This window comes from Pectinatus frisingensis (assembly GCF_015732285.1).
GTDB lineage: Bacteria > Bacillota > Negativicutes > Selenomonadales > Selenomonadaceae > Pectinatus > Pectinatus frisingensis.
On the sequence record NZ_WIQU01000022.1, the window covers coordinates 151074 to 178072 of the forward strand.

Annotated in this window: 25 protein-coding genes; 11 read left to right on the forward strand and 14 right to left on the reverse strand. The window is 37.5% G+C overall.

The annotated features are described in order from the left end of the window. The first annotated feature begins 57 nt into the window (after positions 1 to 57). The 8 genes from mltG (at position 58) to I6751_RS03715 (ending at position 6765) form a co-directional block, all read left to right on the forward strand. Positions 58 to 1122 carry an endolytic transglycosylase MltG gene (mltG, locus tag I6751_RS03680; RefSeq protein ID WP_196598988.1) on the forward strand — a complete coding sequence of 355 codons (1065 nt, stop codon included), beginning with the start codon at positions 58 to 60 and terminating at the stop codon, positions 1120 to 1122. Further along, entirely contained in the window at positions 1112 to 1735 is a 624-nt protein-coding gene (locus tag I6751_RS03685) for an O-methyltransferase (RefSeq protein WP_229711484.1), read from the forward strand. The genes mltG and I6751_RS03685 overlap by 11 nt, the downstream gene beginning before the upstream one ends. Positions 1736 to 1737: 2 nt before the next feature. Continuing rightward, positions 1738 to 2964: a peptidase U32 family protein gene (locus tag I6751_RS03690; RefSeq protein ID WP_196591896.1), complete on the forward strand. Its 1227-nt coding sequence runs from the start codon at positions 1738 to 1740 to the stop codon at positions 2962 to 2964. Between the two features lie 37 nt (positions 2965 to 3001). Continuing rightward, positions 3002 to 3274, forward strand: a complete 273-nt coding sequence (locus tag I6751_RS03695) for an acylphosphatase (RefSeq protein ID WP_229711486.1) — start codon at positions 3002 to 3004, stop codon at positions 3272 to 3274. Between the two features lie 33 nt (positions 3275 to 3307). Then, a complete protein-coding gene (aroQ, locus tag I6751_RS03700) occupies positions 3308 to 3760 on the forward strand; it encodes a type II 3-dehydroquinate dehydratase (protein ID WP_182188351.1) in 453 nt (150 codons plus the stop codon). Next, complete coding sequence (locus tag I6751_RS03705) at positions 3750 to 4814, forward strand: M24 family metallopeptidase (RefSeq protein ID WP_196591744.1); 1065 nt, start codon at positions 3750 to 3752, stop codon at positions 4812 to 4814. Before aroQ ends, I6751_RS03705 begins: the two co-directional genes overlap by 11 nt. Before the next feature lie 88 nt (positions 4815 to 4902). Next, positions 4903 to 5460, forward strand: a complete 558-nt coding sequence (efp, locus tag I6751_RS03710; protein WP_182188353.1) for an elongation factor P — start codon at positions 4903 to 4905, stop codon at positions 5458 to 5460. Between the two features lie 234 nt (positions 5461 to 5694). After that, complete coding sequence (locus tag I6751_RS03715; protein WP_196598989.1) at positions 5695 to 6765, forward strand: branched-chain amino acid aminotransferase; 1071 nt, start codon at positions 5695 to 5697, stop codon at positions 6763 to 6765. A 98-nt stretch (positions 6766 to 6863) separates the two neighbouring features. On the opposite strand, the gene rpmA is transcribed toward I6751_RS03715, so the two are convergent. From rpmA to I6751_RS03745, 6 genes are all read right to left on the reverse strand, one after another. Continuing rightward, entirely contained in the window at positions 6864 to 7145 is a 282-nt protein-coding gene (rpmA, locus tag I6751_RS03720) for a 50S ribosomal protein L27 (protein WP_182188355.1), read from the reverse strand. 5 nt (positions 7146 to 7150) lie between these two features. Beyond that, positions 7151 to 7468, reverse strand: coding sequence for a ribosomal-processing cysteine protease Prp (locus I6751_RS03725; protein WP_196591746.1), 318 nt, complete (start codon positions 7466 to 7468; stop codon positions 7151 to 7153). Next, positions 7468 to 7779, reverse strand: coding sequence for a 50S ribosomal protein L21 (gene rplU, locus I6751_RS03730; protein WP_182188357.1), 312 nt, complete (start codon positions 7777 to 7779; stop codon positions 7468 to 7470). The genes I6751_RS03725 and rplU overlap by 1 nt, the downstream gene beginning before the upstream one ends. Before the next feature lie 135 nt (positions 7780 to 7914). After that, entirely contained in the window at positions 7915 to 8814 is a 900-nt protein-coding gene (locus I6751_RS03735) for a YitT family protein (protein ID WP_196591747.1), read from the reverse strand. Positions 8815 to 8963: 149 nt separating this feature from the next. Then, positions 8964 to 10376 carry an MFS transporter gene (locus I6751_RS03740; protein WP_196591748.1) on the reverse strand — a complete coding sequence of 471 codons (1413 nt, stop codon included), beginning with the start codon at positions 10374 to 10376 and terminating at the stop codon, positions 8964 to 8966. A 47-nt stretch (positions 10377 to 10423) separates the two neighbouring features. Then, positions 10424 to 11221 (reverse strand): YdcF family protein, encoded by a 798-nt coding sequence (locus I6751_RS03745; RefSeq protein ID WP_196591749.1) that lies wholly within the window; start codon positions 11219 to 11221, stop codon positions 10424 to 10426. Positions 11222 to 11768: 547 nt separating this feature from the next. On the opposite strand from I6751_RS03745, the gene I6751_RS03750 reads away from it, so the two are divergent. The 3 genes from I6751_RS03750 (at position 11769) to I6751_RS03760 (ending at position 15047) form a co-directional block, all read left to right on the forward strand. Beyond that, complete coding sequence (locus tag I6751_RS03750; RefSeq protein WP_196591750.1) at positions 11769 to 13139, forward strand: ammonium transporter; 1371 nt, start codon at positions 11769 to 11771, stop codon at positions 13137 to 13139. An 81-nt stretch (positions 13140 to 13220) separates the two neighbouring features. After that, entirely contained in the window at positions 13221 to 13583 is a 363-nt protein-coding gene (locus I6751_RS03755) for a P-II family nitrogen regulator (protein WP_182188362.1), read from the forward strand. 174 nt (positions 13584 to 13757) lie between these two features. After that, positions 13758 to 15047: a globin-coupled sensor protein gene (locus I6751_RS03760; RefSeq protein WP_182188363.1), complete on the forward strand. Its 1290-nt coding sequence runs from the start codon at positions 13758 to 13760 to the stop codon at positions 15045 to 15047. A 66-nt stretch (positions 15048 to 15113) separates the two neighbouring features. Here the strand turns inward: I6751_RS03760 and ftsY are convergent, their stop codons facing one another. The 8 genes from ftsY to I6751_RS03800 form a co-directional block, all read right to left on the reverse strand. Then, a complete protein-coding gene (gene ftsY, locus I6751_RS03765) occupies positions 15114 to 16028 on the reverse strand; it encodes a signal recognition particle-docking protein FtsY (RefSeq protein WP_196591751.1) in 915 nt (304 codons plus the stop codon). 2 nt (positions 16029 to 16030) lie between these two features. Further along, a complete protein-coding gene (gene smc, locus I6751_RS03770; protein WP_196591752.1) occupies positions 16031 to 19582 on the reverse strand; it encodes a chromosome segregation protein SMC in 3552 nt (1183 codons plus the stop codon). A gap of 48 nt (positions 19583 to 19630) precedes the next feature. Continuing rightward, the gene (locus tag I6751_RS03775) at positions 19631 to 20641 is read right to left on the reverse strand and encodes an HlyD family secretion protein (RefSeq protein WP_196591753.1); all 1011 of its coding nucleotides are present in this window, start codon (positions 20639 to 20641) and stop codon (positions 19631 to 19633) included. A gap of 36 nt (positions 20642 to 20677) precedes the next feature. Then, positions 20678 to 22300, reverse strand: coding sequence for a nucleoside kinase (locus I6751_RS03780; RefSeq protein WP_196591754.1), 1623 nt, complete (start codon positions 22298 to 22300; stop codon positions 20678 to 20680). Positions 22301 to 22387: 87 nt separating this feature from the next. Next, positions 22388 to 23383 carry an inorganic phosphate transporter gene (locus tag I6751_RS03785; protein WP_182188368.1) on the reverse strand — a complete coding sequence of 332 codons (996 nt, stop codon included), beginning with the start codon at positions 23381 to 23383 and terminating at the stop codon, positions 22388 to 22390. Further along, entirely contained in the window at positions 23376 to 23999 is a 624-nt protein-coding gene (locus tag I6751_RS03790; RefSeq protein ID WP_196591755.1) for a DUF47 domain-containing protein, read from the reverse strand. Before I6751_RS03790 ends, I6751_RS03785 begins: the two co-directional genes overlap by 8 nt. A 138-nt stretch (positions 24000 to 24137) precedes the next feature. Further along, positions 24138 to 25625 carry a threonine synthase gene (thrC, locus tag I6751_RS03795; RefSeq protein ID WP_196591756.1) on the reverse strand — a complete coding sequence of 496 codons (1488 nt, stop codon included), beginning with the start codon at positions 25623 to 25625 and terminating at the stop codon, positions 24138 to 24140. Positions 25626 to 25727: 102 nt separating this feature from the next. After that, entirely contained in the window at positions 25728 to 26957 is a 1230-nt protein-coding gene (locus I6751_RS03800) for an aspartate kinase (RefSeq protein ID WP_196591757.1), read from the reverse strand. Positions 26958 to 26999: the final 42 nt, after the last annotated feature.

Genomic DNA, 26999 nt, shown 5'->3' on the forward strand with positions numbered 1-26999 from the left:
CTAATAAGTTGAAATTATGCTAGTAAAGTAAACTTTATGTATCAACGCGGAGGGATAATGTTGAAGGTCCTGTCGAACATGAAAAATTATGGTAAGAAGACCTTTATGTATATAAAAAATAATGAAATATATGGCCTCCCGCTGCGTTACGTGGCAGGAATAGTATTGTTGTTTTTGGCAGCAGTAATCATTGGATTTTGTTCTACGAAGGATGAATCGGCCCAAGGATTTGTGACTATTGAGGTAAAACCGGGCATGCAGACAGTACAGATAGCGGATCTGTTAAAAGATAAAGATGTTATAAACCATGAGGTATATTTCCGTGTTATTGCTAAATTACGTGGACTTGATAAGCAGTTGAAGATAGGACAGTATACTTTTCGTAAAAACATGAATGACAATGAGGTATTGGAAGAACTTATGGATGGACCCCGAACAGAAATTATAAAGGTAACTGTCCCAGAGGGGTATACCGTAGAGCAGATAGCTGATCTTTTATCAAAAAACGGCATAGTGGATAAGGCCATTTTTTTGCAGACAGTCAAGACTTATATACCATATGATTACATGAAAAGTGATAATCCAGCAGTCAAGTACAAATTAGAAGGCTATCTTTTTCCTGATACATATGAATTCAGAATCAATACGCCGGCTAAAATGGTAATAGATACTATGACCGGGCAATTTGACAAAAAAGTCGACAGTAAAATGAGGGAGCGGGCCCAAAATATGAATTTATCAATGCATGAATTGGTGGTTTTAGCCTCCCTGGTTGAAGCTGAGGCTAAATTTGATGCGGATAGACCAATTATCGCCCAAGTATTTTTTAACAGGCTGAAAATAAATATGCCATTGCAGTCAGATACGACAATCCAATATGCCATGCTTGAACGTAAGGAAAATATTTCGATAAAGGATACTAAAATAGACTCACCGTACAATACTTATAAAAACTATGGATTGCCACCGGGAGCCGTTGATAATCCGGGTATTTCGTCTATAAAAGCTGTGCTTTATCCACAGCAAAATGATTATTTATATTTTGTTGCAGACAGTCAGGGCCATAATCATTATAGTAAAACATATGGAGAACACCTTCAGGAAGTTAATAATGCAGAATAGTCAGCAGGGAAAGAACAATCAAATAAAAGAATTATTGGCTGAAATGGAAGAATATGCTTATTTTAACCATGTACCGATAATAAAAAAACCGGCAGCTATGATTTTAAGTGATATTACCTTGTCGCTTCAGCCGCAAAATGTATTGGAAATTGGAACAGCAATAGGTTATTCAACGCTGTTACTAGCATCAAACAGTAAACCTGATACCAGGATTATTACTTTGGAAATAGATGAAGAACGTGCACGGACAGCAGATATATTTATCAGCAAATCACCCTATCGGGATAATATCAAAATAATAACGGGAGATGCAGCGTCTATATTGGATAAAGTTGGAAAAAATTTTGACTTGGTTTTTATTGATGCGGCAAAAGGGCAATATGTAAAATATTTGAAATTAGTGCAGCCATTGCTCAACAGCAGGGGAATAATTGCGGCCGACAATGTATTATTTCGTGGTTATGTAGAAAGTGCAGAAAAGCCGCCGCGCCGCTACAAAACAATAGTCAGGCGCTTGCGGGAATATATCAGGCTGATAAATGATGAGACACAATTTGTTAGTAAAATTTATTATGAAGGGGATGGATTGGCTGTTTCACAAAAACAGATATAATGATGAAAACTAAAACGGAATTATTAGCACCGGCCGGAAATCTGGAAAAATTGAAAATAGCTATTTTATATGGGGCCGATGCTGTTTATCTGGGGGGCAAACGATTTGGACTGCGTTCCTATGGCGGTAATTTTTCTTTTAAGGATATGCAGACGGGTGTTGAATTTGCCCATGCACGTGGGAGAAAAGTATATGTGACAGTTAATATATTTGCCCATAATGATGATTTGATTGGATTGCCGGAATATTTGCGGCAATTGGATAATTTAAAGGTGGATGGAATATTAGTGTCCGACTTGGGAGTATTTTCAGTGGTCAGACAGACAGTACCAAATATACCGGTGCATATCAGTACACAGGCTAATACGACAAATTGGGCGGCAGTAAGGGCTTGGACAGACATAGGAGCTGCACGGGTGGTTCTGGCAAGAGAACTGTCCAGGCATGAGATCAAAAAAATTCGCGATAATTGTTCAGTGGAATTAGAAATGTTTGTCCATGGAGCTATGTGCATTTCTTATTCAGGACGTTGTGTTATGAGTAATTACATGACAGGACGTGATTCTAACCGTGGTGCCTGTGCACAAGCCTGTCGCTGGAAATATTCGCTTATGGAGGAGAAGCGTCCAGGTGAATATTTTCCTATCAAGGAAGATGCGCAGGGAACTTATATTTTTAATTCTAAGGATCTGTGTTTGCTGCCATATATAGGTGAAATCATAGAAAACGGTGTAAATAGTTTGAAGATCGAAGGAAGAATGAAGAGCATCTATTATGTTGCCGGGGTGATAAAGGTTTATCGGGAAGCTATTGATGCTTATTACAATGGAGTTGATAATTGGGCAGAATTATTGGTAAAGTGGCAGATTGATCTGGCGAAGATATCACATCGCCAATATACCAGTGGCTTTTTCCTTGGGAAACCGGATGAGGAAGGACAGGTTTACAATAGTTCGAAATGTACACAAACTGCAGATTTTGTTGGGTTGGTACGGGAATATGATGCCGCAACCGGATATGCGGTCATTGAACAGCGTAACAATATAAAAGTCGGGCAGAAAGTGGAGATATTTCAGCCTACTAAAGCGTCATATTATCAAGTTATAGAAGATATGCAAGATGAGTGCGGCAACAAGATCACTGCAGCACCGCATCCGCAACAGCTTATAAAAATGAAACTTGAAAATCCGGTGGAACGATATGCGATGCTGCGGCGGGATGTAAGATAGATTTATTTAGGCTATGCAATTGAAAGAAGGGATTTTTATGAAACGCTATTTTGGTCAAGCTTATGGACGGGTCCAGGGTGTGGGGTTTCGTTATTTTGTACAGTCTGCGGCAAAAAAACTGGGTCTGACCGGATGGGTGAAAAATATGGATGATGGTAGTGTGACAATGCAAGTGCAGGGTGAGGAAAAAAACATAAATGGGCTTTTTATTAAAATAAAACAGGGTAATATGTTTATAAAAGCCAGTAAATTTACCACTAAAGAAATAAATTGCATAGATGCGGAACAAGATTTTGATATAAAATATTGATGGATGGTAAAATAAAAATGGATAGTGAGAATATTGAAAAAAATTTTAGTTTTGCATGGGCCAAATTTGAATTTGCTGGGAACGCGTGAGCCGGAAATATATGGATCAACTACTTTACAGGACATAAATATGATTTTACGGCAGCAGGCCGAAGCAGCAAATGTCATCATTAATTTTAAACAAAGTAATTTTGAGGGAGAAATTGTCGAGGCTATTCAACATGCTGCTGATTATGATTATGTTATATTAAATGCAGCGGCATTTACTCATTATAGTATAGCTATTCGTGATGCTATTGCGGCCGTGAGAACACCGGTCATTGAAGTGCATTTGTCCAACGTGGATAAACGGGAAGAGTTTCGCCATAAATCAGTGATCGCACCGGTAGTCGTTGGACGGATATGTGGTTTCGGTGTGGATAGCTACAAAGCAGCATTGTATTGTGCAATAAATAAATTATCCGGAGTTGACAGTGATGCAGATTGACAGATTGGGAAAATTAAGGAAATTTTTGACTAATAAAAATGCTGAGGCTGTAATAATCAATAAGAATGAAAATGTCCATTATTTCAGTGGCTTCTATGGTGATGATTCGGCATTGGTAATAACTATGGATAAAGAATATTTGCTGACAGATTCCCGGTATATGGAACAGGCCAGTCAGCAAAGTGATTTTACACTGATTGAACAAAAAAAAGGGTTACTCAGTAAGATAGCTGAAGTGGTTTGCAATAATAATATAGTTAAGCTGGCTTTTGAAGAAAATGCACTTTTGTATGCTTCTTATGCAGCTTTGCAAAAAATGCTGCCACAAGCTGTTTTATCTGTTCCGTTGAATCTGGATTGTCTGCGCGCAAAAAAAGATGAAACTGAGCTGGATTTAGTAAAAAAAGCTGTAGCAATAAGTGATGCAGCTTTTTCACATATTATTAAATTTATAAAACCAGGTATATCAGAAATTGCAGTAGCTGCGGAACTGGAGAACCGCATGCGGCAATTAGGCAGTGAACGGCCGGCATTTACTACAATTGTGGCCTCTGGCAAGCGGGGCAGTCTGCCGCATGGTATTGCCACAGAAAAGTTGATTGTTGACGGAGAATTTGTTACAATGGATTTTGGCGCAGTTTATAAGGGGTATCATTCTGATATTACACGTACGGTTTGTGTCGGTAAGGCATCGAAACGGCAAAGGGATTTATATGAAACAGTGGTTAAAGCGCATTTGATGGGTATTGATAGCGTAAGGCCGGATACTGACGGAAAGACCATTGATGCACCATCACGGCAGTTTATAAAAAGTATGGGATATGGTGATTATGGGCACGGACTGGGACACGGTGTGGGATTGGAAATACATGAACTGCCGCGCCTTTCACCGATGGCAGATAATGTGATACTTCGTACTAACATGCTTGTAACGATAGAACCGGGAATATATGTTCCCGGCTTTGGCGGAGTGAGAATAGAAGATACGGTATTAGTTGGCCAAAGCGGCGCAATTCCTTTAACTAAAAGCCGTAAAGATTTACTTGAATTATAACGTTTTGTAACTAAAGCAGTTATCCAAGAGAATATAATTGTTATTGGATAAGATAAATGTAAATTTATTAATTGGGGGTTTATTTTTAATGATTTCAAGCAGCGATTTTCGCACAGGCCTTACTCTGGAGATTGATAACGGCGTATGGCAGATAATTGATTTCCAGCATGTAAAACCGGGTAAAGGTGCAGCTTTTGTACGCACGAAGATAAAAAATATACAAACAGGTGCTGTTGTTGAACGTACATTCAATCCTAATGAAAAATTACCGGCTGCACACCTTGAAACCAGTCAGAAACAATATTTATATGAAAGTGACGGAATGTACACTTTTATGGACAATGAAACGTATGAACAAGTTGAACTCAGCAAGGAACAGCTTGGTGATGCACTTAACTTTTTGAAGGAAAATATGGATATCAGCATACAAACCTTCAAGGGAAAAATAATCGGAATATCACTTCCTAATTCTGTGGTGCTGGCTGTCGTTGAATGTGAACCGAGTGTTAAAGGTGACACGGCTACAGGGGCAACGAAAATGGCAAAAGTTGAAACGGGTTACGAAGTGCGTGTGCCTTTGTTTGTGAATGAAGGCGATAAACTTCGTATTGATACACGTACTGGAAATTATATCGAACGTGCTTAAGTACGATAAAAAGACACTATGCTTTTTTGGCAATAGTGTCTTTTTATTAAAACATGGATATATAGGAGATATTATATATAATGCTGATTTATCAAAAGAACTGCAACAAAAATTAAAAAGAGTCTACATATGAAATATATTGATAGTAAATGTAATGTTGTAATTTTTTTCTTGCGTTTGAAATTTGAGAGGTGTATAATGTATTCATTCCACAATGATAGGAGATAATTATATATGAGTACTGTTAAATTTGTAAAGGCTGCAAAACTCAAGGAAAAGCCTGACGTAGCTAAAATTGGCTTTGGTACGCATTTTACAGACTACATGTTTGAAATGACTTATACGGAGGGAAAAGGCTGGCATAATGCACAAATTATTCCGTATGATAATATATCTGTAAGCCCGGCAAATGCTACCATTCATTATGGACAGGCTATTTTTGAAGGAATGAAGGCTTTCCGCCAGGGAAACAAAGTGGTCATTTTTCGACCTATGGATCATATCAAGCGCCTGAACAATTCAGCACGGATTTTAGACATTCCGCAGGTTGATACAGCTTTTGTCCATGATGCGTTAAAGCAGCTTATAACAATTGAAAAAGATTGGGTACCAGCGCAGCGGGGTCAAAGCCTTTACATCAGGCCGTTTATTTTTGCTGATGATGGTTTTCTCGGTGTAAGTGTTGGTAAAACTTATAAAATGTACATAATATTGTCACCGGTGGCGGCTTATTATGCGCACGGTTTTGCTCCTGTCAAAATAATGGTGGAAGATACATATGTAAGAGCTACTAAAGGAGGATTAGGTGAGGCTAAAACTCCGGCTAACTATGCAGCAAGTCTGCATGCAGGGCTTGTAGCTCATCAAAAGGGTTACGATCAAACATTGTGGCTTGACGGTGTAGAACGTAAGTACATTGAGGAAGTTGGCTCAATGAACATATTATTTAAAATTGATGGTGAAATAGTAACACCGGAACTTGATGGCAGCATTTTAAGCGGGATAACACGCCGTACAGTTTTACAGGTTGCCAAAGAATGGGGATATCCGGTGGCAGAACGTCGCATATCAATTGACGAAATCAAAGATGCTTATAAGAAGGGGCATTTGGAAGAAGTGTTTGGCTCGGGTACAGCAGCTGTAATATCACCGGTTGGTGTTTTGGGATATAAGGGTGAAGATATGATTATAAATAATGGTCAAATAGGTCCGTTTGCTCAAAAAATGTTTAATTATGTAACCGGTGTACAATGTGGTGCAGAAAAAGATATCCATGGGTTTACTGAAATTGTAGCAGAAGTTTGAATAAGGTATAATAATATTATAGGTTTCATAATAGAGTAAATTGCATTGTTATGGGGCAATAAAAAAGATGGGGAATTTTTCTTCCCCATCTTTTTTATTTATTCAGCGGCATATACGCTGATTTGTCTTTTATAACGTCCGTTGCGTTCAAAGGCAACTTTACCGTTGACCTTAGCAAACAAAGTATCATCTTTACCGATGCCAACATTTTGACCGGGATGGAAATGAGTACCTCTTTGACGGACTAAGATGCTGCCAGCACTGACAAGAGTACCAGCTTGTTCTTTGACACCGAGGCGCTTAGCTTCACTATCACGGCCATTACGAGTACTGCTGACACCTTTTTTATGAGCAAAAAGCTGTAAATCAAAATTAAACATTCAGTTCACCCCCTGGTGGTTGAAATAGCGACGTTGTCAGGATTCTTTTGGGATATCTCCATAAAACCTAACACAGCTACCGAAAATATCGCTTCAGTAAGCTCAGTAGGTGCATCTTGTAAATTTACCCGCAGATATCCCGCTCTAACATCATAGTTGATTTTAAAATGTAAATGTTTCGTCAAGCTTAAAATGACCGATTGCGCCAGTGCCGATACAGCGGCACAAACTATATCCATCCCATATTCACCAGCATTGGCATGGCCTTTTATTAACAGTCCGTTAATTTTGCTGCCAGAGTAATGGATAGTTATGTCAATCATTATGCTTCAATGTTTTCAATGGTAATTTTTGTATATGGCTGACGATGCCCCTGACGACGACGATAATTAGATTTAGCCTTATACTTGAAAATCAGGATCTTTTTGGCCTTATCCTGTTTGTCGACTTTAGCGGTAATCTTTGCACCATTAACAACAGGAGTGCCGATTTTTACATCATCATCGTTAACTACTGTTAAAATTTCATCAAATGTAACGGTAGTACCTTCTGCTGCATCAAGTTTTTCAACAGTAATAGTATCTCCCTCAGAAACACGATACTGTTTGCCGCCTGTTTTAAAAATAGCGTACATTATACTTACACCTGCCTCTTAATATACTCGCCAGTTTATGGTTAGCATGAAGCTATTGAACCTCACTGAGCGGTTGATAAGAATGTTTGCAACAAACTTATACTTAAGCAGTTTAGCATAAATTTGTCATATCTGTCAATCCTTATCTTCATCTTCATCATAATAATTCTGCTTTGCCAGTTCAGCAGGATTAATATTTTTAATGGTAAAACCACGTCCGGCAACTTCTGAAGCATCTGATATTATCATGAAGGCCGTCGGATCCAGAGCGTATACGATAGACTTTATTTTACTGATTTGAGTTAAACTGGCTACTACCAGCATTATATTTTTTTGTTGACGGGTAAATGCACCTTCACCATGGAAGAATGTAACGCCGCGGTTCAGGTACTGCATGATCAAGGGAGCAATTTGCTCGGCCTTAGGTGATACGATCATTATGGATTTTTTTCTATTAAAACCGGCTACTACCTTGTTAGTCATTTCTGCTGATATATACATGCCGATTAATGTGTAAAGACCGGTATTGACATTAAAAATAAAAATACCAATGACTATTATTACAAGATTAAGTACAAAAATTGCTGTTCCTACATCGAAGGAGTAAAATTTTTTAATTACTGCACCGACCACATCAAGACCGCCTGTATTTGAATCGGCCCGAAAAATTATTCCAAAACCGATACCAGATAAGACACCGCCAAAAATGGAATTCAACATTCGATTATCAATAGCATTATAGCTGGCAAGAAAGCTGGTAGTATCGATACAAACAGAAAATAATGTCATACCAATGATGGTATCGACAGCATATAATTTGCCGAATACACGATAGGACAGATAAACTATAGGCAAATTGTAAATTATTAGCTGTATACCTATAGGTAAATTGAACAAATAGTATAGAATAATTGCAATACCACTGATACCTCCGGACAGAAGCTGTGCCGGAACCAAGAATATATTCATGGCAGCGCCACTGATCAGGCAGCCGATAAATATTTGAGTGTAACGTCTAAGATGAAACGCAAACATGCTTATTCCTCCGTAAATTTTCTTGTATGTATAAGAATATAACACATTTAAATGACTTTTACATTAATTACCAAGGAATATAATAAATTATGCTGAAAAAGTTGTTGCCGCAAAATGGGTTGTGTTTAGCATGGGTTAATATGAAAAAATTAAACGACTGCTTTGTACAGCCGGCGGCGTATTGTCAGTATTATGCCAAGTGTGCAGATCACAGCTATAACAATACAGGCTGACTTCATTCCAAATAAAAAAGCAATGTTGTGTCCATTAGTAAAAGTTGTTATATGGTGCCCAAGAATAATGCTCATACCAGTGTACAGCAGTGTATTGGCAACGGCAATACCGGCAGCATTGCCAATATAGCGTATCAAGGCATTGACACTACCGGCAATACCTATTTTATTTGATGGGACAGACGACATAACAATGTAATTATTAGGTGGCTGAAAAGCACCGTTACCGATTCCCATCAGGGCAATTAATAAAGCAATGCTTGATAATGATGTATTAACCGTGACAAAACCGACCAGGAAAAGTCCGCACGCCGTTAATGACAAGCCAATTATGGTGAGACGTTCAGCCCCCCCAATATGATCAGACAAAGCTCCGCACAACGGTGAAACAACGATAAGCAGCAGCGGATATAAAGACATATACAGACCGGCTGATGCTGAATCCAATTGACGAATGTATTCTAAGTAAAAAGGCATAATGAAAGAAAAAGCTGAAATAGCCATATACGATGTAAAGGCGCAAAAAATACTTATTGAAAACAAATTATTTTCAAAAATATGTAAATCGAGTACCGGATATGTAATTTGTCGTTCTAATTTAATAAATAATAAAAAACTAATGACGGATATGCAGCTGCATATTAAAATAAATGGGGTAAAAAAACCATGTATTTGGCTTTCCTGCAAAATATAAAACAAGTTGGACATTGATAAAGCAAATAATAAGGCACCCTTGAAGTCAAGCGGGATATGTTGTTGCCTTTCATGAGGAAAAATTAATAAACCGCCAATAAAAACCAATAGGCCGAATGGGATGTTGATCAAAAACATGCAGGGCCAGCCAGCAAGGGCAATTATAAATCCACCAAGTGATGGTCCGGTAACGAAACCCAGGGCAACAAATGCACCATTTATTCCCAATGCTTTGCCCCTGCCGGCACCGGGAAAAGCACGAACTATAATGGCTTGGCTATTAGCCATGGTTGCACCGCCACCAATTGCCTGGATAATTCGTGCGGCTATCAAAAGCGGTAATGTTGGGGCAAGACTGCATAATAAAGAACCAATTGTAAAAATTAATATACCAAGTTGGAAAATTTTTGCTTGTCCATATATATCTCCCAGTTTCCCAAAGAGAATTATATCGGCTATCAATGTTATAAAGTAAGCATTTGCTACCCAGGCAACTGCTGCGGAGCTGACATGCAGGGCATTAGCCATAACAGGTAATGCTATGTTGGTCACACTGGTGTCAATTGTTGCCATAAAAGGAGCCAGTACGGTGATAAAAAGAATCAACCGGTTATTGCCGCGTAATTTACTAAACAAAAATATACATCTCCAATTATCAGATTAACTCAAAATTGCCAGGATAATCAGCTTCTATAATGCTCATCGGCAATTCGGACGCTGCCCCAGTTGCTTTGTTGTAAAACTTGGAATGCTTTTTCAACTGTATTCGGTAAATCAATATGTACTAAAAAATTTTTACCCTTGGGACCATAGCCGTTTTTATCATCTCGCAAACGTGAAATTTCTCCCATGAGAAGAGTGATATAATATTTTATATCCCATAGGCCCCAATATATTTGCCGAAAAACCGGTTTCCCGGCATGAACGGTAATTTCGGGAAGATAAGGTGCATAATTGATAAGTGTTACCGTTTCTGGCGGCAGTACTTTTTTAAAAGTTGCATCCATACGCTTTTGCATAGATGCATCCTGCATGATTAGTATTGTTTTAGGTTTATGGCAGCTGTATTCACGAAGTTTTGCTAATGCATAGGTTACATTATTTCCGCAATTTGTCGATTTGTTTTCGATCAGGCAGTCATGAATCCCATAATTATGTGACAGATAATCAGCCATAATATCAGCTTCGGCACGTCCTTTTGTCATCATAGCAGGAAATCGTGCGGCAAATGTCTGTTGCAGAAGATGTGTTGTATGGCCGATACCACCAACTAGTAAAAGCTTTTTGACCAGGCTTTTTTGGTATGCCTGTGCTGCAACATCACAGCCAAAGGGGATGCTTCCACCAAATAAAATTAATACATCCACAGCAGCAATACCATATTTAATCTGCAAGGCTGTTGACGTAAGCACAGGAATATCCCGTACGGCAAGGTAAGATGTCAATGTATTTGCTGCAGTTGTTGTTTCTAAAATATTCATAATTAACCTTTCTGTCGAGCAGTATCATCAAAATATTTTTTATAAACAAAATATCTCCTTATTTTAGAAAGAAAAATGGATTTTGTACGTTTGAAAATATATCCTATTCATAGGATATATTTTTTTACAAATTAAGTCAATATTGCCGGCAATATAGGAAAGCAGAGTGTCAGCACGGTGTGATATATTAGATTTTCAAATTATAAATTTTTGTATTTTTATAGTTTAATGCATATTGGTCTGTTGCATTTATTTTTATTGACATATTATTGATAAATGTTCATTTGGTGAAAAAAACAACAATATTTAGTTAAAAAAATAAATAAGGTACTTGACAAAAAAATGTATAAAATATATAATCAATGACATCATATATAAAGGCAACGCAGCCTGTATAGCAGATTATCTGCTGACAGGCTGCGTTTTTTTATGATGAAGATAAATGCATGTAGGCGCAGTGATGTCATTGTGAAACATAGATATCATAATTACAAATTTTAATATGTACACTGGTGCTGCATGTATAAAAAAGGAAGGAAAGATTTATATGAAAAAACTCTGGTCTGTGTTTTTATCAACATTTATGTTGATGGTGGTAACTACTCCGATAGCTTTTGCCGCGACTGATGCACCAAAGATCGACAGTGGTGACACTGCGTGGGTACTTGTAAGTGCCGCACTGGTTTTTATTATGACACCGGGACTTGGTTTCTTTTATGGCGGCATGGTCAGAAGTAAAAATGTATTGACAACCATTATGCATAGCTTTTTTATTGTAGGCATGATATCGGTAGAATGGTTTATCTTAGGTTATACGATGGCATTTGGTGATGACGCGACTGGAGTTATTCCTGGTATTATAGGTTCTCTGGATAAAATTGGCTTAGCTGGAACAGCCGGCCAGATCTGGACGGGAACATCAATTCCGGAACTCGCTTTTGTAGCTTTTCAATGTATGTTTGCAGTGATTACACCGGCACTTATAACAGGGGCCTTTGCTGAACGTGTCAGATTTAAAGCATACGCATTATTTGTACTATTATGGGCTATTTTCATTTATAATCCGATGGCTCATATGGTATGGGGCGGCGGTAAGTTATTTGAATTAGGTGCATTGGATTTTGCCGGAGGACTAGTAATACATATTCTTTCCGGGGTGTCAGGTTTGGTGATTTGTATTTTGGTAGGTAAAAGAAAAGGTTATGGGAAACTGCCAATATTACCGCATCATTTACCAATGACTGTCTTGGGAGCAACTCTTTTATGGTTTGGTTGGTTTGGATTTAATGCCGGCAGCGCATTGGGAGCTAATGAATTGGCTGCCAATGCACTTATTACAACGCAAGCTGCGGCGGCTATGGCAACAGTCTCCTGGGTTGTGTGTGAATGGCTGCATAATGGAAAACCAACTATTTTGGGAGCTGCTTCGGGCTGTATTGCCGGATTGGTAGCTATAACACCTGCCGCTGGATTTGTTGCACCGATGCCGGCCGTTATAATTGGTATTATAGGTGGGGCAGTATGTTATTTTGCCGTAGCAATTATGAAAGCAAAGCTTGGTTATGATGATGCATTGGATGCTTTTGGTGTACATGGTATAGGTGGAACATGGGGCGCTATAGCTACTGGTTTATGGGCTTCTACTGCTGTAAATTCAGCCGGAGCCAATGGTTTGTTTTATGGTGACAGTACACTTTTAGTTGCTCAGATAATATCGATTATTGTGGCGTATCTCTTGGGAGGAATAGGTTCATTTGTTCTTTTCAAAGTGGTAAATGCAATTACACCATTTAGAGCAGATGAAGCAGAAGAAATTTCCGGCCTTGATATAGTTGAACATGGTGAACGTGGGTATTCTCAATCAATAATGACGGGTGAATCTCTTGGTATTCAAGAAGATATTACAAAAATAAATTAAGATACGATTTTTGTGAAAAAATTCTAAATTTGTTTTATAATAATAAGCAAATAAGAAGTTATAATTTGGGAGGGAAACCATATGGCCAAAATGACAAAGATAGAAATTATTACCCGCACTAATAAGCTGGAGGAATTGAAAACGGCCCTCAACAGCATTGGCGTTGAGGGAATGACTGTCAGCCAGGTATACGGTTGTGGCTTGCAAAAAGGACATAAGGAAGTATATCGTGGACGTGAATATTCAATAAATCTTGTGCCTAAGATAAAATTGGAAACAGTGGTTTGTGATGTACCTGTTGAACAGCTTCTGTCGGTAGCGCAGAAAGTCTTATGCACCGGACAGGTCGGCGATGGAAAGATTTTTGTTTATGATGTAGAAAATGCAATGCGCATACGTACGGGAACACAAGGAACAAAAGCTATAACAGATGATGAGGCTTAATCTTAATATTTAAAATAAGGAACTTTCCAGGGAAATTTCTGGAGAGTTCCTTATTATTTTACATAAATTAGAGAAAATATTAACACTTAGTTAAGAAAATTCAGAGGAATTTTTAAATGAATATAGAATCTTATTAACATTCTATATTGTGATTATTTCAAGGAGGGAATAAAAATGTTTTTTTCAAAAAAAAGTAAATTGGAAGTACCTGTTGGAAATTATGAGGTTACTGATACCGTGATCAAAGAACTTTTGACAATGAGCAATACTAATATAGGGTATTTAAAAGGGCTGGAAGGAGTAATTAAAGATAATTTAGATGAAATAACTGAAAAGTTTTATTTGAAAATAACATCAGTAAATGATATGAAAAAGTTTATCGAACAGATATCTTCGTTAGATGCATTGAAAAAAACATTTAAAGTATTTTTAAGTTTATTATATGAAACCAATGTGAATTCCCAATGCATGGACAGAATTTATAAAATTGGCAAAATACATCATAAAATAAAATTACCACTGGAATGGTTTCTAATGTCTGTTGCAGCGTTAGAAGAAAGTATTTATCCATACATATTTCAAAAATATAAAAATAATACAGAAGATTTATGTAATGTATGTGCAGCTCTTTCCTGGCACATTCAGTTTATTCAAACAATAGTAATACATACTTTTACCGAGGAGTCTGTTTTAGAGTTAAAAAATAAGGCAGAAGAAGAGGCAGAAAAATTAAAGCATGATGCTGAATTATTAGGAATAATAAAAGAATCGGCAGAATCTTTGGCTGCCTTATCGGAAGAAATGTCAGCATCATCAGAAAGCATGGCAGATAATGTAATGAAAATCCAAAAATCGGCGGATACTGTGAAAGTGCAGTCGACTTCGACTAATGATCTGGCGGAAACAGGTAAACAACAGATAGGAGGAGTCATTGATAAAATAAATAATTTGACAGGACAAGTCAAACAAATGAAGAATAATTTGGCAGAGCTGAATCAAAGCACAGCATCGGTAAATAATATAACGCAAACGATTACTGAAATTTCTTCGCAGACAAATTTGTTGGCACTTAATGCTGCAATAGAAGCTGCACGAGCTGGTGCAGCTGGTAAAGGGTTTGCTGTAGTGGCTGATGAGGTCCGTAAACTAGCTGAACAAAGTAGTCAGGCTGCCAATAAAATACATGAATTGATTAGTCATAATGCTGTATCGACTAATAATGTCGTAGCTAATATGGAAGAACAAAATGAATTGTTGTTTAAAGTAGTAAATAATGTAAAAGAAAGTGTTGAAGTCATAGAGAAAATAGCCGCAGCTACAAATGAAAATCATACTCAGGTGGAATCTATTGATGTATCCTTGAATACATTGACCACAACGTCCCAAGATATAAAACAAGTTTCACATGATGTTGCCAATTCAGCTACATTATTATTCAACAGGATTGAAGAAAATAAAATTTAAATTGTATGAATATAGTTATGTAACTTTTTATCAGGCAAAAAGTTTTTATAGTTCGGCATGTAATGGTCACATGTCGAACAAGGCGGCAGCAAAATCTTTAGCAATAAAAGGTTGTAAATCATCTTCACCTTCACCGACACCAATTAATTTTACAGGCATTGATAATTGGGCTTTTATGCCGATGACCACACCGCCTTTGGCAGTACCATCCAGCTTAGTCAGTACGACACCTGAAATAGGGGCTGCCTTAGTAAATAATTCTGCCTGGTGGATGGCATTTTGTCCGGTAGTAGCATCTAATACTAATAATGTTTCATGTGGTGCGGCGGGAATTTCTCGTTTTATTACACGATAGATTTTATTAAGTTCATCCATCAAATTCGATTTCGTATGTAACCGGCCGGCCGTGTCAATGAGCAATATGTCGGTATTACGTGCTATGGCAGCTTTTACAGCGTCAAAGACAACTGCTGCCGGGTCGGAACCTTCTTCGTGGGCGATAACATCTACGGCAGCACGTTTGCCCCATATTTGCAGCTGATCAATAGCAGCTGCACGGAAGGTATCGGCAGCTGCTAATAATACAGATTTCCCATTGGCTCTATAATATTTTGCCAACTTACCGATAGTAGTAGTTTTACCGACACCATTTACACCGATTACTAAAAATACAGTTGGACCGGATGGAGCGATAGTGATGTGATCTTCACCACTTTCTAATATTTGGCTGATTTTCTTTATTAAGAAGGGTTGTAAATCTTGTGGTGAATTTATTTCTTTTTGACGGATACCCAAACGAACATCATCCATTAATTTCATGGTAGTGGACACGCCTACATCTGCTGAAATAAGGATTTCCTCTAATTCGTCAAGACATGATTCGTTTATGTTGGCATAACCAATTATGAGACGTTCAATTTTTTCGGTAAATGAATTCCTTGTTTTGTTTAAGCCGTTCTTTAGTTTGCTGAAAAATTCCATTATTATTCCTCCGCTTCAGTCATTTTTACAGATATTATTTTTGAAATTCCCGCATCAGCCATGGTAATACCATACATTACATCAGCAGCTTCCATGGTTCCTTTACGGTGAGTGACAATTATGAATTGTGTTTTTTGGGCGTAGTCTTTTAGAAAAATACTAAAACGTTTTATGTTTGCTTCATCAAGTGGGGCATCAATTTCGTCGAGAACAGAAAAAGGAGCCGGACGGTATTGTAAAAAAGCGAATAACAACGCAATAACTGTCAAGGTTCTTTCTCCACCTGACAGTAAAGTCATATTTTGGTTTTTTTTACCAGGTGCCTGTACTATTATTTCGACACCGGAAGATAAGATGTTTTCTTGATCTGTTAATATTAACCTAGCCTTGCCGCCGCCAAATAAATGTTTAAATATTTCATTAAAATAATTTTCGATACCACTGAAAGCCTCTTTAAACTGCTTGGTCATAGATAAATTTATTTGTTCGATGATTTGCTGCAAATTATCTTTGGCAGTCAGTAAATCTTGTATTTGCGTTTTTAAAAATTGGCAGCGTTTATTTAAAGTGTCATATTCTATGACAGCATTTGGGTTTACAGAACCAATCGCAGTAAGTTCGGCACGTATCCTTTTTATGTTTTCTAACAAGTTGTCTTCATTAAGGTCTTCTTTATAATTGAGAGCGGCTTGCGGTGAAAGATTATATTGTTCCTGTAGATTTTTTTCGTGTTGTGCTATATCAAAGGAAATTTTTGTGGCTTTTATATTGATTTGATGCAGATCTTCTTGAAGCTCGCTGATATTTTCGGTGAGTTTTTTACGGTCAGCTGCATAGTTTTTGCTTTTGATACGTTTATCCATCAAGGAGCTATGAGCTGTATCATAATCGCGCCGGCCATTAGTATAGAGCTGCTGCAAATTTTGGCTGGAGGACTGCAGATCCTTCAATTCACTTATACTATCATTTATTGAGGTTTGAGCACGGGCTTGTTGATTTTGATTATTGCTGAGGAAAGATTCACAGCGCTCATATTCTGTTTGGATTAAGGTTATTTTTTCGTTTATGCCTGTAATATTTTGCGTTATACCGGCAAAAGCGGAAGATTGCTGTAATAATTGCTGTTGTAATGATTTTTGTTCAGTTTTATAATGAGTAATAGATTTTTCTATATCGCTGTGCTGAGTTACATTACTGGTGTTCGTTGATTTAGTCAGCTGTATTTGCCGGGTATATTTTATCTGTGCTGCTTTTAACGCGCTAAGTTCAGTGTTTATGGCAGTCACGGCATTAAAATCTGCTGATATATCGTTTTTGCGCTTACTGTTTTCTTCTGTTAAATGGATATGCCGGGCATTTTTTTCCGTATAAGAAATGGAATAACGCTGACACGTTGATTCGTTGCTGCTTATAGCTGCCTCCAATTCAGAAATATCGGATAGTAATTGTCCCTGTTGGGTTTTTGCGGCAAGAAGACGGCCAATAGTTTGTTGATTTTTTGCTGAGATTTGTTTTATTTCATTTTCGCGATTAAGAAAATTAAGATTATGTTTCAGGCTGCCCCCAGATACGGCTCCGCCCGGATATAGTATTTCACCGCTTAAGGTTACAATACGTAGTGAATAATTGGCCTTTTTAGCAAGATGCAAAGCATTGTCTATGGTATCAATGACGATGGTACGTCCCAAAAGTGCTTCGATGATTGCTTGATATTTGGCGTCACTGCTAACTAATTTATCGGCGTAATTAATAAACCCGTGCCAGGTGCTGTCAAATGGCTGATTTATTGATTTTGGTTTGACAGCAGTAAGTGGCAGGAATGTAACGCGTCCTAAATTTTTCTCTTTTAAAAATTCAATGGCCTGTTTGGCTGTGTCGGTATCAGCAGTGATGATATTTTGCAGGCTGCTGCCCAGAGCAACTTCTATTGCTGTAAGATATTGTTTTGGTACATTTATGATTTCTGCCACAGAACCGCAGATGTTCTGGTGCCAAAAATATTGTGAAGCGGTAAGAACTTTTTTCACTCCATTACCAAAACCTTCGTATGATTTTTGCATATTAGTCAAAATAGTTATTCGTTCTTTTGCCCTGTTGGTTTCCAAAGATAATGAATTACAGGTGTTTTCTATTTCATAGAGCTTTCTTTTTAGTGTGGCTTTTTTTTCCCGAAGATTGATTGTTTCTGTTTGCAAAAGTTTGTTATCAGAAACAATGGTTTGTAGTTCAGCAGCAATCTTGGCAATGTCAGCAGTAATCTTGTCATATTCTCGTTGCCGGATCAGCCGATTGTTTTCTTTTTCCTTGAGTAATCGTTCTTTTTCGATAATATCATGCTGTAAAAGTAAAATTTGGCGTTGTTTAATTTCTTCGGTCCGGCGGTGTTGTTCCGTTTCAGCATTTAATTGCTGCAGAAGAGTTTCCTGAACAATAATTTTTTTTTCGTTGGTTTTAATAGCGGTTTTTGTACTTGAAAGATTATCTGCCAAGGTATTTTTTTCTTTTTCAGTATTAAGAATCGTCTGCTGTAATGAAGCCAGATTTTCTTCAGCAGTTTTCTTTTGTGCCAAGGTTGAGGTATGGGCAGTTTTTAAATTATTAATTGTGTGACTGTTTTGTTTGATGCGTTCTTCTAAGACTGTACAATTACTGCGGATACGATTTATTTCTTCTATGATTTTTCGATTGTTTTCGTCTCTGTCGCTTAGATCTTTTTCTGATACAGCTATGCTTTCCTCTGTTGCTGCAATGAGGTTGTCAATAGTGGTCAGAGCAATATTTTGATTAGTGGATTTTTGTTCCAGCTGATTAATTTGATCGGTGTATTTTTTTTGTTCTGCAGAAAGTTTTTCATAATCACATAATATATAAGACAGATTGTACTTATCATATTTATTTTTTAATTCGTTATAGCGGCTGGTTTTTTCAGCTTCTTGCGATAAAGGTAAAAGCTGTTTTTCTATTTCAGCAATGATATCATTAATGCGTAAGATATTTTGTTTGGTGTTTTCCAGTTTTTTTTCGGCTTCTTTTTTTCGATCACGATATTTAGTAATACCGGCACATTCTTCAAATAAAAGACGACGATCTTCCGGCTTTGCGTTGAGAACCTCATCAACTTTATTTTGACTGATGACGCTCATTGAATTTTTACCTAGTCCGGTGTCGGCAAACAATTCATAAATATCTTTTAATCGACAATGTGTTTTGTTAATATAACATTCACTTTCACCAGAGCGGAAAAGACGTCGTGTTATAGTGACTTCCTGATACTCTATAGGCAGCTGCCCATCGGTATTATCAAAAGTCAATGAAACTTCAGCTATACCAAATTGTTTTCTGGTCGAACTGCCGGTAAATATTATATCTTCTGCTTTATTGCCTCGCAGACTGCGAATGTTTTGTTCACCCAATACCCAGCGTATAGCATCTGTTATATTGCTTTTGCCACTGCCGTTGGGACCGACAATTGCAGTAATGCCTTTATTAAATTCTACCTCTATTCTGTCGGCAAAAGATTTAAAACCATATGCTTCCAGTCGTTTTAATAGCAACTAATTCACCTGCTGTCATTATTAATTGGAAAATCATAAATCAAATAACTATTTTCCAATCGATATTTTGGCTGTGGCAATCATATTGGGTTTTATACCGTTCATTTTGTCAGATGGAATGAAAATTTTAACAGTATAATTTTTCTCGTCTGATGCCGGATCAATTATTTGTACAACGGTACCGCCGATAATTTTGCCATTTACCTTGCATTCCGCATAGGCACCTTCTTTTAATTTTACGGCTTGTTCTTCAGGTGCCTTGGCTTCTAGCCAGATATAGTTTGATGTGGCGATATCAAGAATATTTTGACCGGCAGAAAGGTTATCACCCTCTTTTACGCCAGTGTAATAAACAGTTCCGTCAGTAGAAGCATAAAGTTCGGTCGTATCAGTATTTTTTTGTGCATCTTCTAAAGCCAGTTTAGTTTGGTTGAGCCTTGTAAGTGCCGTTTGTATATCTTCTTGGGTGACACCGCTGGGGACAGCAACGACACTGGTTGTTGCTGAAGGTGTACCTGAACTTGAACTGGGATTCAAAGTGGCCTTGGCCGATTCTACGGCAGCTGCGGCTTGTTCATATTCAGAGCGGCTGACAGCACCAATATCATACAATTGTTTCATTTTACTTTCTTGGGCTAAGGCATTTTGGTACTGACTGTCATCAACTGCGGCGGGCGCTGACGCCTGTGGTGTTGATATTGTTTTTGTGGAGGTTTGTTTGCTTAAAGATACCATATTATCATATTGCTGCTGAGCCTGGTCAACCGCTTGCTGCAAATTATCTATATCTTTTTGGGTAATATTGGGATGTATTTGTGCCAAAGGCTGGCCGGCGGTGACAGACTGGCCGTCTGCTACCAGTAATTTTTCCAAAGTTCCATCTGTCAATGTTTTGGTTTGTAAAAAAGAGCCAGTAACTCGTACATCGTAAAACGTGATATAGGCATGATATTGTCCATAAAGCCAAATACAAATGTTTAGAATGACAGCAATCAGGACTATAATGGGCAGCGTAAATTTTATAATAGGAATAACTTTATGACTAATATCGACTTCCAAAATGAGACCTCCTGGTATGACTTATTTTAAGTGTAGTTAAAAAAAACATGAATTTCCGATAAATTCTCGTAAAATGGAATTATTAGGGATAATATCTTCATTATTTATTGTTTCAAAGTAATTTAGGAAATCCAGTAATTGTCGGGATATACTGTATTCTGGAACTTCATTGCTTATTTTTTCCAATAGTGGATAAGCATATTTTTTTAATACAGCCAGTTCATAAATAAGTGCGGAATTGAACATGATATCGGCATGTTCCTGATAGGGGAAAATATTATTTTCCTCACCGGTACGAACATCGGGCCATTGTTTTATTGTTTTTAGTGCAGAAGAACCGCGAAACTGGTAATCGCGGACTATGCGCCGGATAAGTCGGGCGACAGTGGTCGGAATATTATTGTGTTTATCAATGCCAAGCTGGGTCAAAGCGCTTATATAGATTTTATATATTCTATCCTTAGGCAGTGATTTAGTCAAATTTGGATTAAGTCCGTGTATACCTTCGACAATTATCGGATGATTGGCTGGAAGGTGTATTTTATTGCCGGTCCATTCTTTTTGTCCGGAGAAAAAGTTATAAGTAGGAATTTCAACTTCTTCTCCAGATAAAAGTGATAAAATTTGATCGATCAAAAGTGTTTTATCAATGGCAGTGAAAGATTCAAAATCATATTCACCTTTTTCATTGAGCGGTGTCTGATCACGATCGAGAAAATAATTATCCATTGATAGGGAAACGGGCTGCATGCCGTTTACTAAAAGCTGCACACGAAGACGTTGAGCAAAGGTTGTTTTACCGGAAGATGATGGCCCTGCTATAAAGATAACTCGTGGATGATTTGGACTGTTGACAATAGTATCGGCAATCTGAGCAATTTTCTTTTCATGCAGTGCCTCGGATATTCTGATAAGGTCGCCGGATTTTCCCGTAGTAATATATTGATTTAAGTTGCTGACATAGTCACAGCGGAGAATATTAGCCCAATCATCGGCTTCAGATAAAAGTGAAGCCAGTTTGTTCTGGTTTTCCTGCGGTGGAACAGCAAGTGGATTTGATAGTGACGGTGTACGTATTATTATCCCAGGTGGATAATGGTCAATTGCAAACAGTCCAAGAGATTTGGTTTCCGGCAGCATCGGTCCGTAAAGATAATCATAGTATTCATCACAAAAATAAATGCTTACGATATCTTGTTTTAATGATTCTATTAAGGCAACTTTAGCATATTGCCCATTTTTTTTAAAAAGATTAATAACGTCTTTTTTACACCAGAATTTTTTAATTATAGGAATATTTTCTTTAATAAGTGATTGCATTTGCAAAGTTATTTTTTTTATGTTTTCCGGCGTGACTAATTTTACTGGCAAGATCTTACAATACATACCATTATTGACGGAATGTTCAACAATGACACTGGCATCAGGAAAAAGCTTTTTTACAGAGGTCATCAGAAGAAAAAGTACGCTGCGCCGATATATTTTAACACCATCTGAACTATTCATGTCAATTAATTCCAGTTTTGGATCTCCATCAAAAGGTGTTTGGAGATCTTTTAAATTATTGTTTATTTTTACTGCGGTTATAGGAGCTGTATGACGATCTTTTTCCAAATTAATCAGGTCAACTAATTTAGCGTTAATATTTGCAGTTGTCATTGTTGTCAAATCCTCCTTAATAATAAATAAAAGCCTAAATCAGCCAAAGGCTGTTTTTTTAGACTTTTACGATGAAACTATGCTGATTTAAAAAAATAATTTTAAAAATTTATAAATAATTGCTGCGGCCAGAGCCGTCGATGGAATTGTGAGGATCCAGGCAATCATCATCTGTTCAGCTACTCCCCAATGAACTGCCCGCACACGTTTTGCAGTACCAACTCCCATTATTGAACCGGATACTACATGGGTGGTACTTACCGGCAGCGATAATAAGGTTGCCGAAAAAATAATAAGCGATGAATTTAAATCGGATGCAAAACCACTTATTGGTTCAAGTTTAAAAATCTTGCCGCCGACAGTACGAATTATACGCCAGCCACCGATACCAGTACCGCAGGCCATAGCAATAGCAGCCATGATCTTTACAAAGGTAGGAACTTCAAATACCTGTATGTACCCTGCACTGAGCAATGCCAAAGTAATTATTCCCATAGATTTTTGGGCATCGTTGGAGCCGTGGGAAAAAGCCATCATTGCTGCTGATAAAATCTGCATTTTTTTGAATTTATTATTAATGGAAGACGGATTGAATCGGCCAAAGGTTATAAACAGCAAAGTCATAATTATGCAGCCTGTGATTCCTGCAATAACTGGTGAAAGAATTAAGGAAAGGATGATTTTGCCGATACCATAAAAGTTAAGACCAATCGCTCCGGTAGATACTAGTACGGAACCAATTATACCGCCAACTAATGCATGTGAGGAACTACTTGGCAAAGCCAGCCACCAAGTTAATACATTCCAAAAAATGGCACTGGCCAGTGCTGCGACAATTATCAGTTCATTGACATGACCAGCTGATTTTACAATATCACCGCCGATAGTGTGAGCTACGCCGGTGCTGTACATAGCACCGCAAAAATTTAATACGGCAGCCATTACTATCGCTGCCCGGGGACTTATTGCCCGAGTTGATACAGAAGTGGCAATCGCATTTGCTGTGTCATGAAAACCATTTATAAAATCAAATACCAGTGCAAGTGCTATTATTAAAATAATTAATATTTGGAATTCATGCATATTTCATTACCACGCCTCTTATCATGTCAGCTATAGATTCGCAGTGGTCCAATGTATTTTCCAGATACTCAAGAATGTCTTTCCATTTTATGATTTCAATAGGATCTTTAACCGTCGTGAATAATTGTGCTACTTCCTCACGATATAATTTGTCACCGGCACTTTCTATTTTGCAGATACGTGCAGTGTAATTTAATATTTTTTTCTCATTTTGATGTAATTTATGTAAGAGTTTAAAAATTTCAGTGATGTCAGCAGTAGCCTCAATCAATAATTGTGACATCTCTAATGCAGTGGGACGAATTTCACTGATGTGATACATTATAGCACGTTGTAAAGTACCTTGTAAAAAGTCGACACCGTCATCAAGACCGTTTGCAATAGCATAAATATCTTCCCGGTCTATTGGTGTGATAAAAGTGTGATTGAGTTTGTCAATTATTTTATCATTGATGTTATCGGCAGCATGTTCTAAATCAGTAATTGCTTTCATTTTTTCTTCAGCACCGCGATAATCACTCATCACTTCATTGATTACTAAAGCGCCTTTGTGAAAATAATTGGCACTTTGTGCAAACAGATCATAAAAGTCCGTATTCTTTTTTACAAGAAACATAAGCTTCCTCCCAAATTATATCTGTGAATATATTTATTCCCCATAAAATGATTTTAATTTATAATTATTTTACAAGGTGCTAATAATTATTTTACAATATATAAATAGAAATATACAATATATTAATCAGGATATCCTTTAAATTTTTAAATAATTTTTTATTTCTGCTGACATTTTTTCAGTTTTGCAGATATTTTTATGCAGTATTGGAGCAGTCTTCAGGGAGGTCAGACCGATCGGAATGGGAGCTGTATTATATTTTTTTAACACATCAAGCAGTTGAAAATCATTGTTTGATGTGTTTTTTACATTCAAAGCAGAAAGTACACTGTCATTGAACTTATACGGGCTAGCTGTTGATAATATCAGCATTGGTGTAGTATCAGCAGTTTTTTCCCGGTAGTTTTGGGCAGTTTGCCAAGCCACGGCTGTATGGGGATCGGCAACATAATGACAGGTGGTATATAGATTTTTTATGGCAGATGCTGTAGCCGTTTCATCAATCCAATCAGCAGCAAATGATTGCTGCAGCTTGGTGAGGAGAAATTTATCAATTTGATAATGGCCGGATAGGTTGAGTTCATTCATCCAGTTGGTTATTTTGGCGGCATTTTTTGTTACATGATACAATAGTCGTTCCAAATTACTGGAAATAAGAATGTCCATTGAAGGGGAAATAGTTTTTATGAAAGGACGATTTTTGTCATAAATTCCCGTTTGGAAAAATTCAGTCAATACATTATTGGAATTTGATGCACAAATTAATTTATTAATAGGCAGTCCCATTCTTTTTGCATAATAACCGGCAAGGATATCACCAAAATTTCCTGTCGGTACGGTGCAGTTAATCTTGTCACCGCAAACTATAGCTTTATTATTCACCATGTCGCAGTAAGCGCTGAAATAATATACTATTTGCGGCAGCAGCCTACCCCAGTTTATTGAATTGGCCGATGATAATTCATAACCATTGTTATTTAAGGTAGTATTAAAATTTTTATCATTAAAAATATTTTTTACACCTGATTGCGCATCATCAAAGTTGCCATCAATGGCGATTACGTCTACATTGGATCCTTTTTGTGTAATCATTTGCCGACGTTGGATGGCACTGACGCCGCTGCCGGGGTAAAAGACAATTATTTTTGTATGGGGAATATCACGAAAACCTTCCAGAGCAGCTTTACCGGTATCTCCGGAAGTAGCAACCAAAATGACGATATCTTTTTTTTCGCTGCTTTTTTTTCGAGCTGTTATTAATAACCGAGGTAAAAGCTGCAAGGCCATATCCTTGAAAGCACTAGTCGGGCCGTGCCATAATTCAAGTAAATATTGACTGTCGCTAATTTTTACAATGGGAGCGATTGCATTGTGGTCGAATTGTTTACCGTAAGCGTTACTTACACAGTTTTTGATTTCTTCGGGAGAGTAGTCGGTAAGATACAAGGAAAGAATCTTACAGGCACGTTCCTGATAGGAAAGCGGCTGCAATCCGCATAAAAAAGCATCATTGATTTGAGGAATATTTTTTGGAACGAACAATCCTCCGTCATCGGCAATCCCCTTTATTATTGTCTGGGCAGCAGTCAAATTTATTTTGTCATTTCTGGTGCTGATATATTGCATAATTTCAATTCCTTTTACATAATTTGACGAAATATTAAGATAAGTGCTTTAGACTGACTAATAGTCTATAAAGCACTTATCCGGGATAGAGCATGGATAAAATTAATTTTGTGGAAAGAATTCATCATGTATTATGTTGACAGCTTCTTTTAATTCGGAACTTTTTATCAAGCAGGAAATACTTATTTCCGATGTACTTATGACATCAATATTTACACCGCCGGTCGCTAATGCTTTAAACATTCTGGCGGCGATTCCCGGATTGCCAAGCATGCCGACACCAACAATAGAGACTTTTGCAACATCTTTTTCAATTAATACACCGATGGCGTTAAGATCACTAGCGGTTTTATCAACGACTTTTTTTGCAATTGATAAATCACCAAGCGCTACTGTGAAAACCATGTCTGTGACATTTTTTTCAACGTTGCGTATACTTTGTACTATCATGTCGACATCAATATTTTTTTCAGCTAAAGCTGAAAAAATAGAATAGGCGATACCGGGATTGTTGGGAACGCCAAGAACCGCAATTTTGGCTACTTTATCATCGTGACTGACGCCTCTTATAACAAAATTTTTATCTTCCATTGTATATTCCTCTCTGATTATTGTACCGGGTTTATTAGTAAAAGTAGATCTGACGTGAATGGGTATATGCAGTGCCTGTCCCACTTCCACGGAGCGCGGCTGCATAACACCGGAGCCTAAGCGCGCCATTTCCAACATTTCACAATAGGTTATTTCCTTCATCTTATGTGCATTTTTGACAATACGCGGATCAGCAGAATATATGCCATCAACATCAGTATATATTTCACAGGTATCAGCATGCAGGGCACCGGCTAGAGCAACGGCCGATGTATCAGAGCCGCCGCGCCCCAGCGTTACGGGATCCCCTAATTGATCGGAACCTTGAAAACCCGCGACGATGACAATGTTTCCGTTTTCCAATTCATTTAACACGCGTTGGGGGTTAATGTCTAATATCTTTCCCTTTGTATGTATGCCATTGGTTTTTATACCGGCCAGGTAACCGGTCAGGGAGACCGCTTTTTGACCCAGGGTTTTAAATGCCATAGTTAAAAGTGAAATGGAAATTTGTTCGCCGGTTGACAACAACATATCCATTTCACGGGTGTACTTATAGGGATCCTTATCTATCTGAGTTGCCAGATTTATCAATTCATCGGTTGTATCTCCCATAGCTGATACGACAACCACAATTTTGTCGTTGTTTTTTCTTTCTTCTATAATGCGTTTAGCAACATTTATAATTCTTTCAGGATTGCTGACGGAACTTCCGCCAAATTTTTTTACAATCAAGGCCATTTTTATCCCCCTAAACTTATCTGGTAAGAGATATTTCTTTAT

Coding starts and splice junctions, on each gene's coding strand:
- I6751_RS03760 (WP_182188363.1), top strand. CDS start 13,758: ATGTTTTTTTCAAAAAAAAGTAAATTGGAAGTACCTGTTGGAAATTAT.
- I6751_RS03755 (WP_182188362.1), top strand. CDS start 13,221: ATGGCCAAAATGACAAAGATAGAAATTATTACCCGCACTAATAAGCTG.
- I6751_RS03780 (WP_196591754.1), bottom strand. CDS start 22,300: ATGACAACTGCAAATATTAACGCTAAATTAGTTGACCTGATTAATTTG.
- I6751_RS03790 (WP_196591755.1), bottom strand. CDS start 23,999: ATGTTTCTTGTAAAAAAGAATACGGACTTTTATGATCTGTTTGCACAA.
- I6751_RS03735 (WP_196591747.1), bottom strand. CDS start 8,814: ATGTTTGCGTTTCATCTTAGACGTTACACTCAAATATTTATCGGCTGC.
- I6751_RS03785 (WP_182188368.1), bottom strand. CDS start 23,383: ATGCATGAATTCCAAATATTAATTATTTTAATAATAGCACTTGCACTG.
- I6751_RS03695 (WP_229711486.1), top strand. CDS start 3,002: ATGAAACGCTATTTTGGTCAAGCTTATGGACGGGTCCAGGGTGTGGGG.
- I6751_RS03685 (WP_229711484.1), top strand. CDS start 1,112: ATGCAGAATAGTCAGCAGGGAAAGAACAATCAAATAAAAGAATTATTG.
- I6751_RS03715 (WP_196598989.1), top strand. CDS start 5,695: ATGAGTACTGTTAAATTTGTAAAGGCTGCAAAACTCAAGGAAAAGCCT.
- I6751_RS03750 (WP_196591750.1), top strand. CDS start 11,769: ATGAAAAAACTCTGGTCTGTGTTTTTATCAACATTTATGTTGATGGTG.
- I6751_RS03690 (WP_196591896.1), top strand. CDS start 1,738: ATGAAAACTAAAACGGAATTATTAGCACCGGCCGGAAATCTGGAAAAA.
- thrC (WP_196591756.1), bottom strand. CDS start 25,625: ATGCAATATATCAGCACCAGAAATGACAAAATAAATTTGACTGCTGCC.
- I6751_RS03705 (WP_196591744.1), top strand. CDS start 3,750: ATGCAGATTGACAGATTGGGAAAATTAAGGAAATTTTTGACTAATAAA.
- I6751_RS03725 (WP_196591746.1), bottom strand. CDS start 7,468: ATGATTGACATAACTATCCATTACTCTGGCAGCAAAATTAACGGACTG.
- mltG (WP_196598988.1), top strand. CDS start 58: ATGTTGAAGGTCCTGTCGAACATGAAAAATTATGGTAAGAAGACCTTT.
- rpmA (WP_182188355.1), bottom strand. CDS start 7,145: ATGTTTAATTTTGATTTACAGCTTTTTGCTCATAAAAAAGGTGTCAGC.
- I6751_RS03745 (WP_196591749.1), bottom strand. CDS start 11,221: ATGAATATTTTAGAAACAACAACTGCAGCAAATACATTGACATCTTAC.
- efp (WP_182188353.1), top strand. CDS start 4,903: ATGATTTCAAGCAGCGATTTTCGCACAGGCCTTACTCTGGAGATTGAT.
- I6751_RS03800 (WP_196591757.1), bottom strand. CDS start 26,957: ATGGCCTTGATTGTAAAAAAATTTGGCGGAAGTTCCGTCAGCAATCCT.
- rplU (WP_182188357.1), bottom strand. CDS start 7,779: ATGTACGCTATTTTTAAAACAGGCGGCAAACAGTATCGTGTTTCTGAG.
- ftsY (WP_196591751.1), bottom strand. CDS start 16,028: ATGGAATTTTTCAGCAAACTAAAGAACGGCTTAAACAAAACAAGGAAT.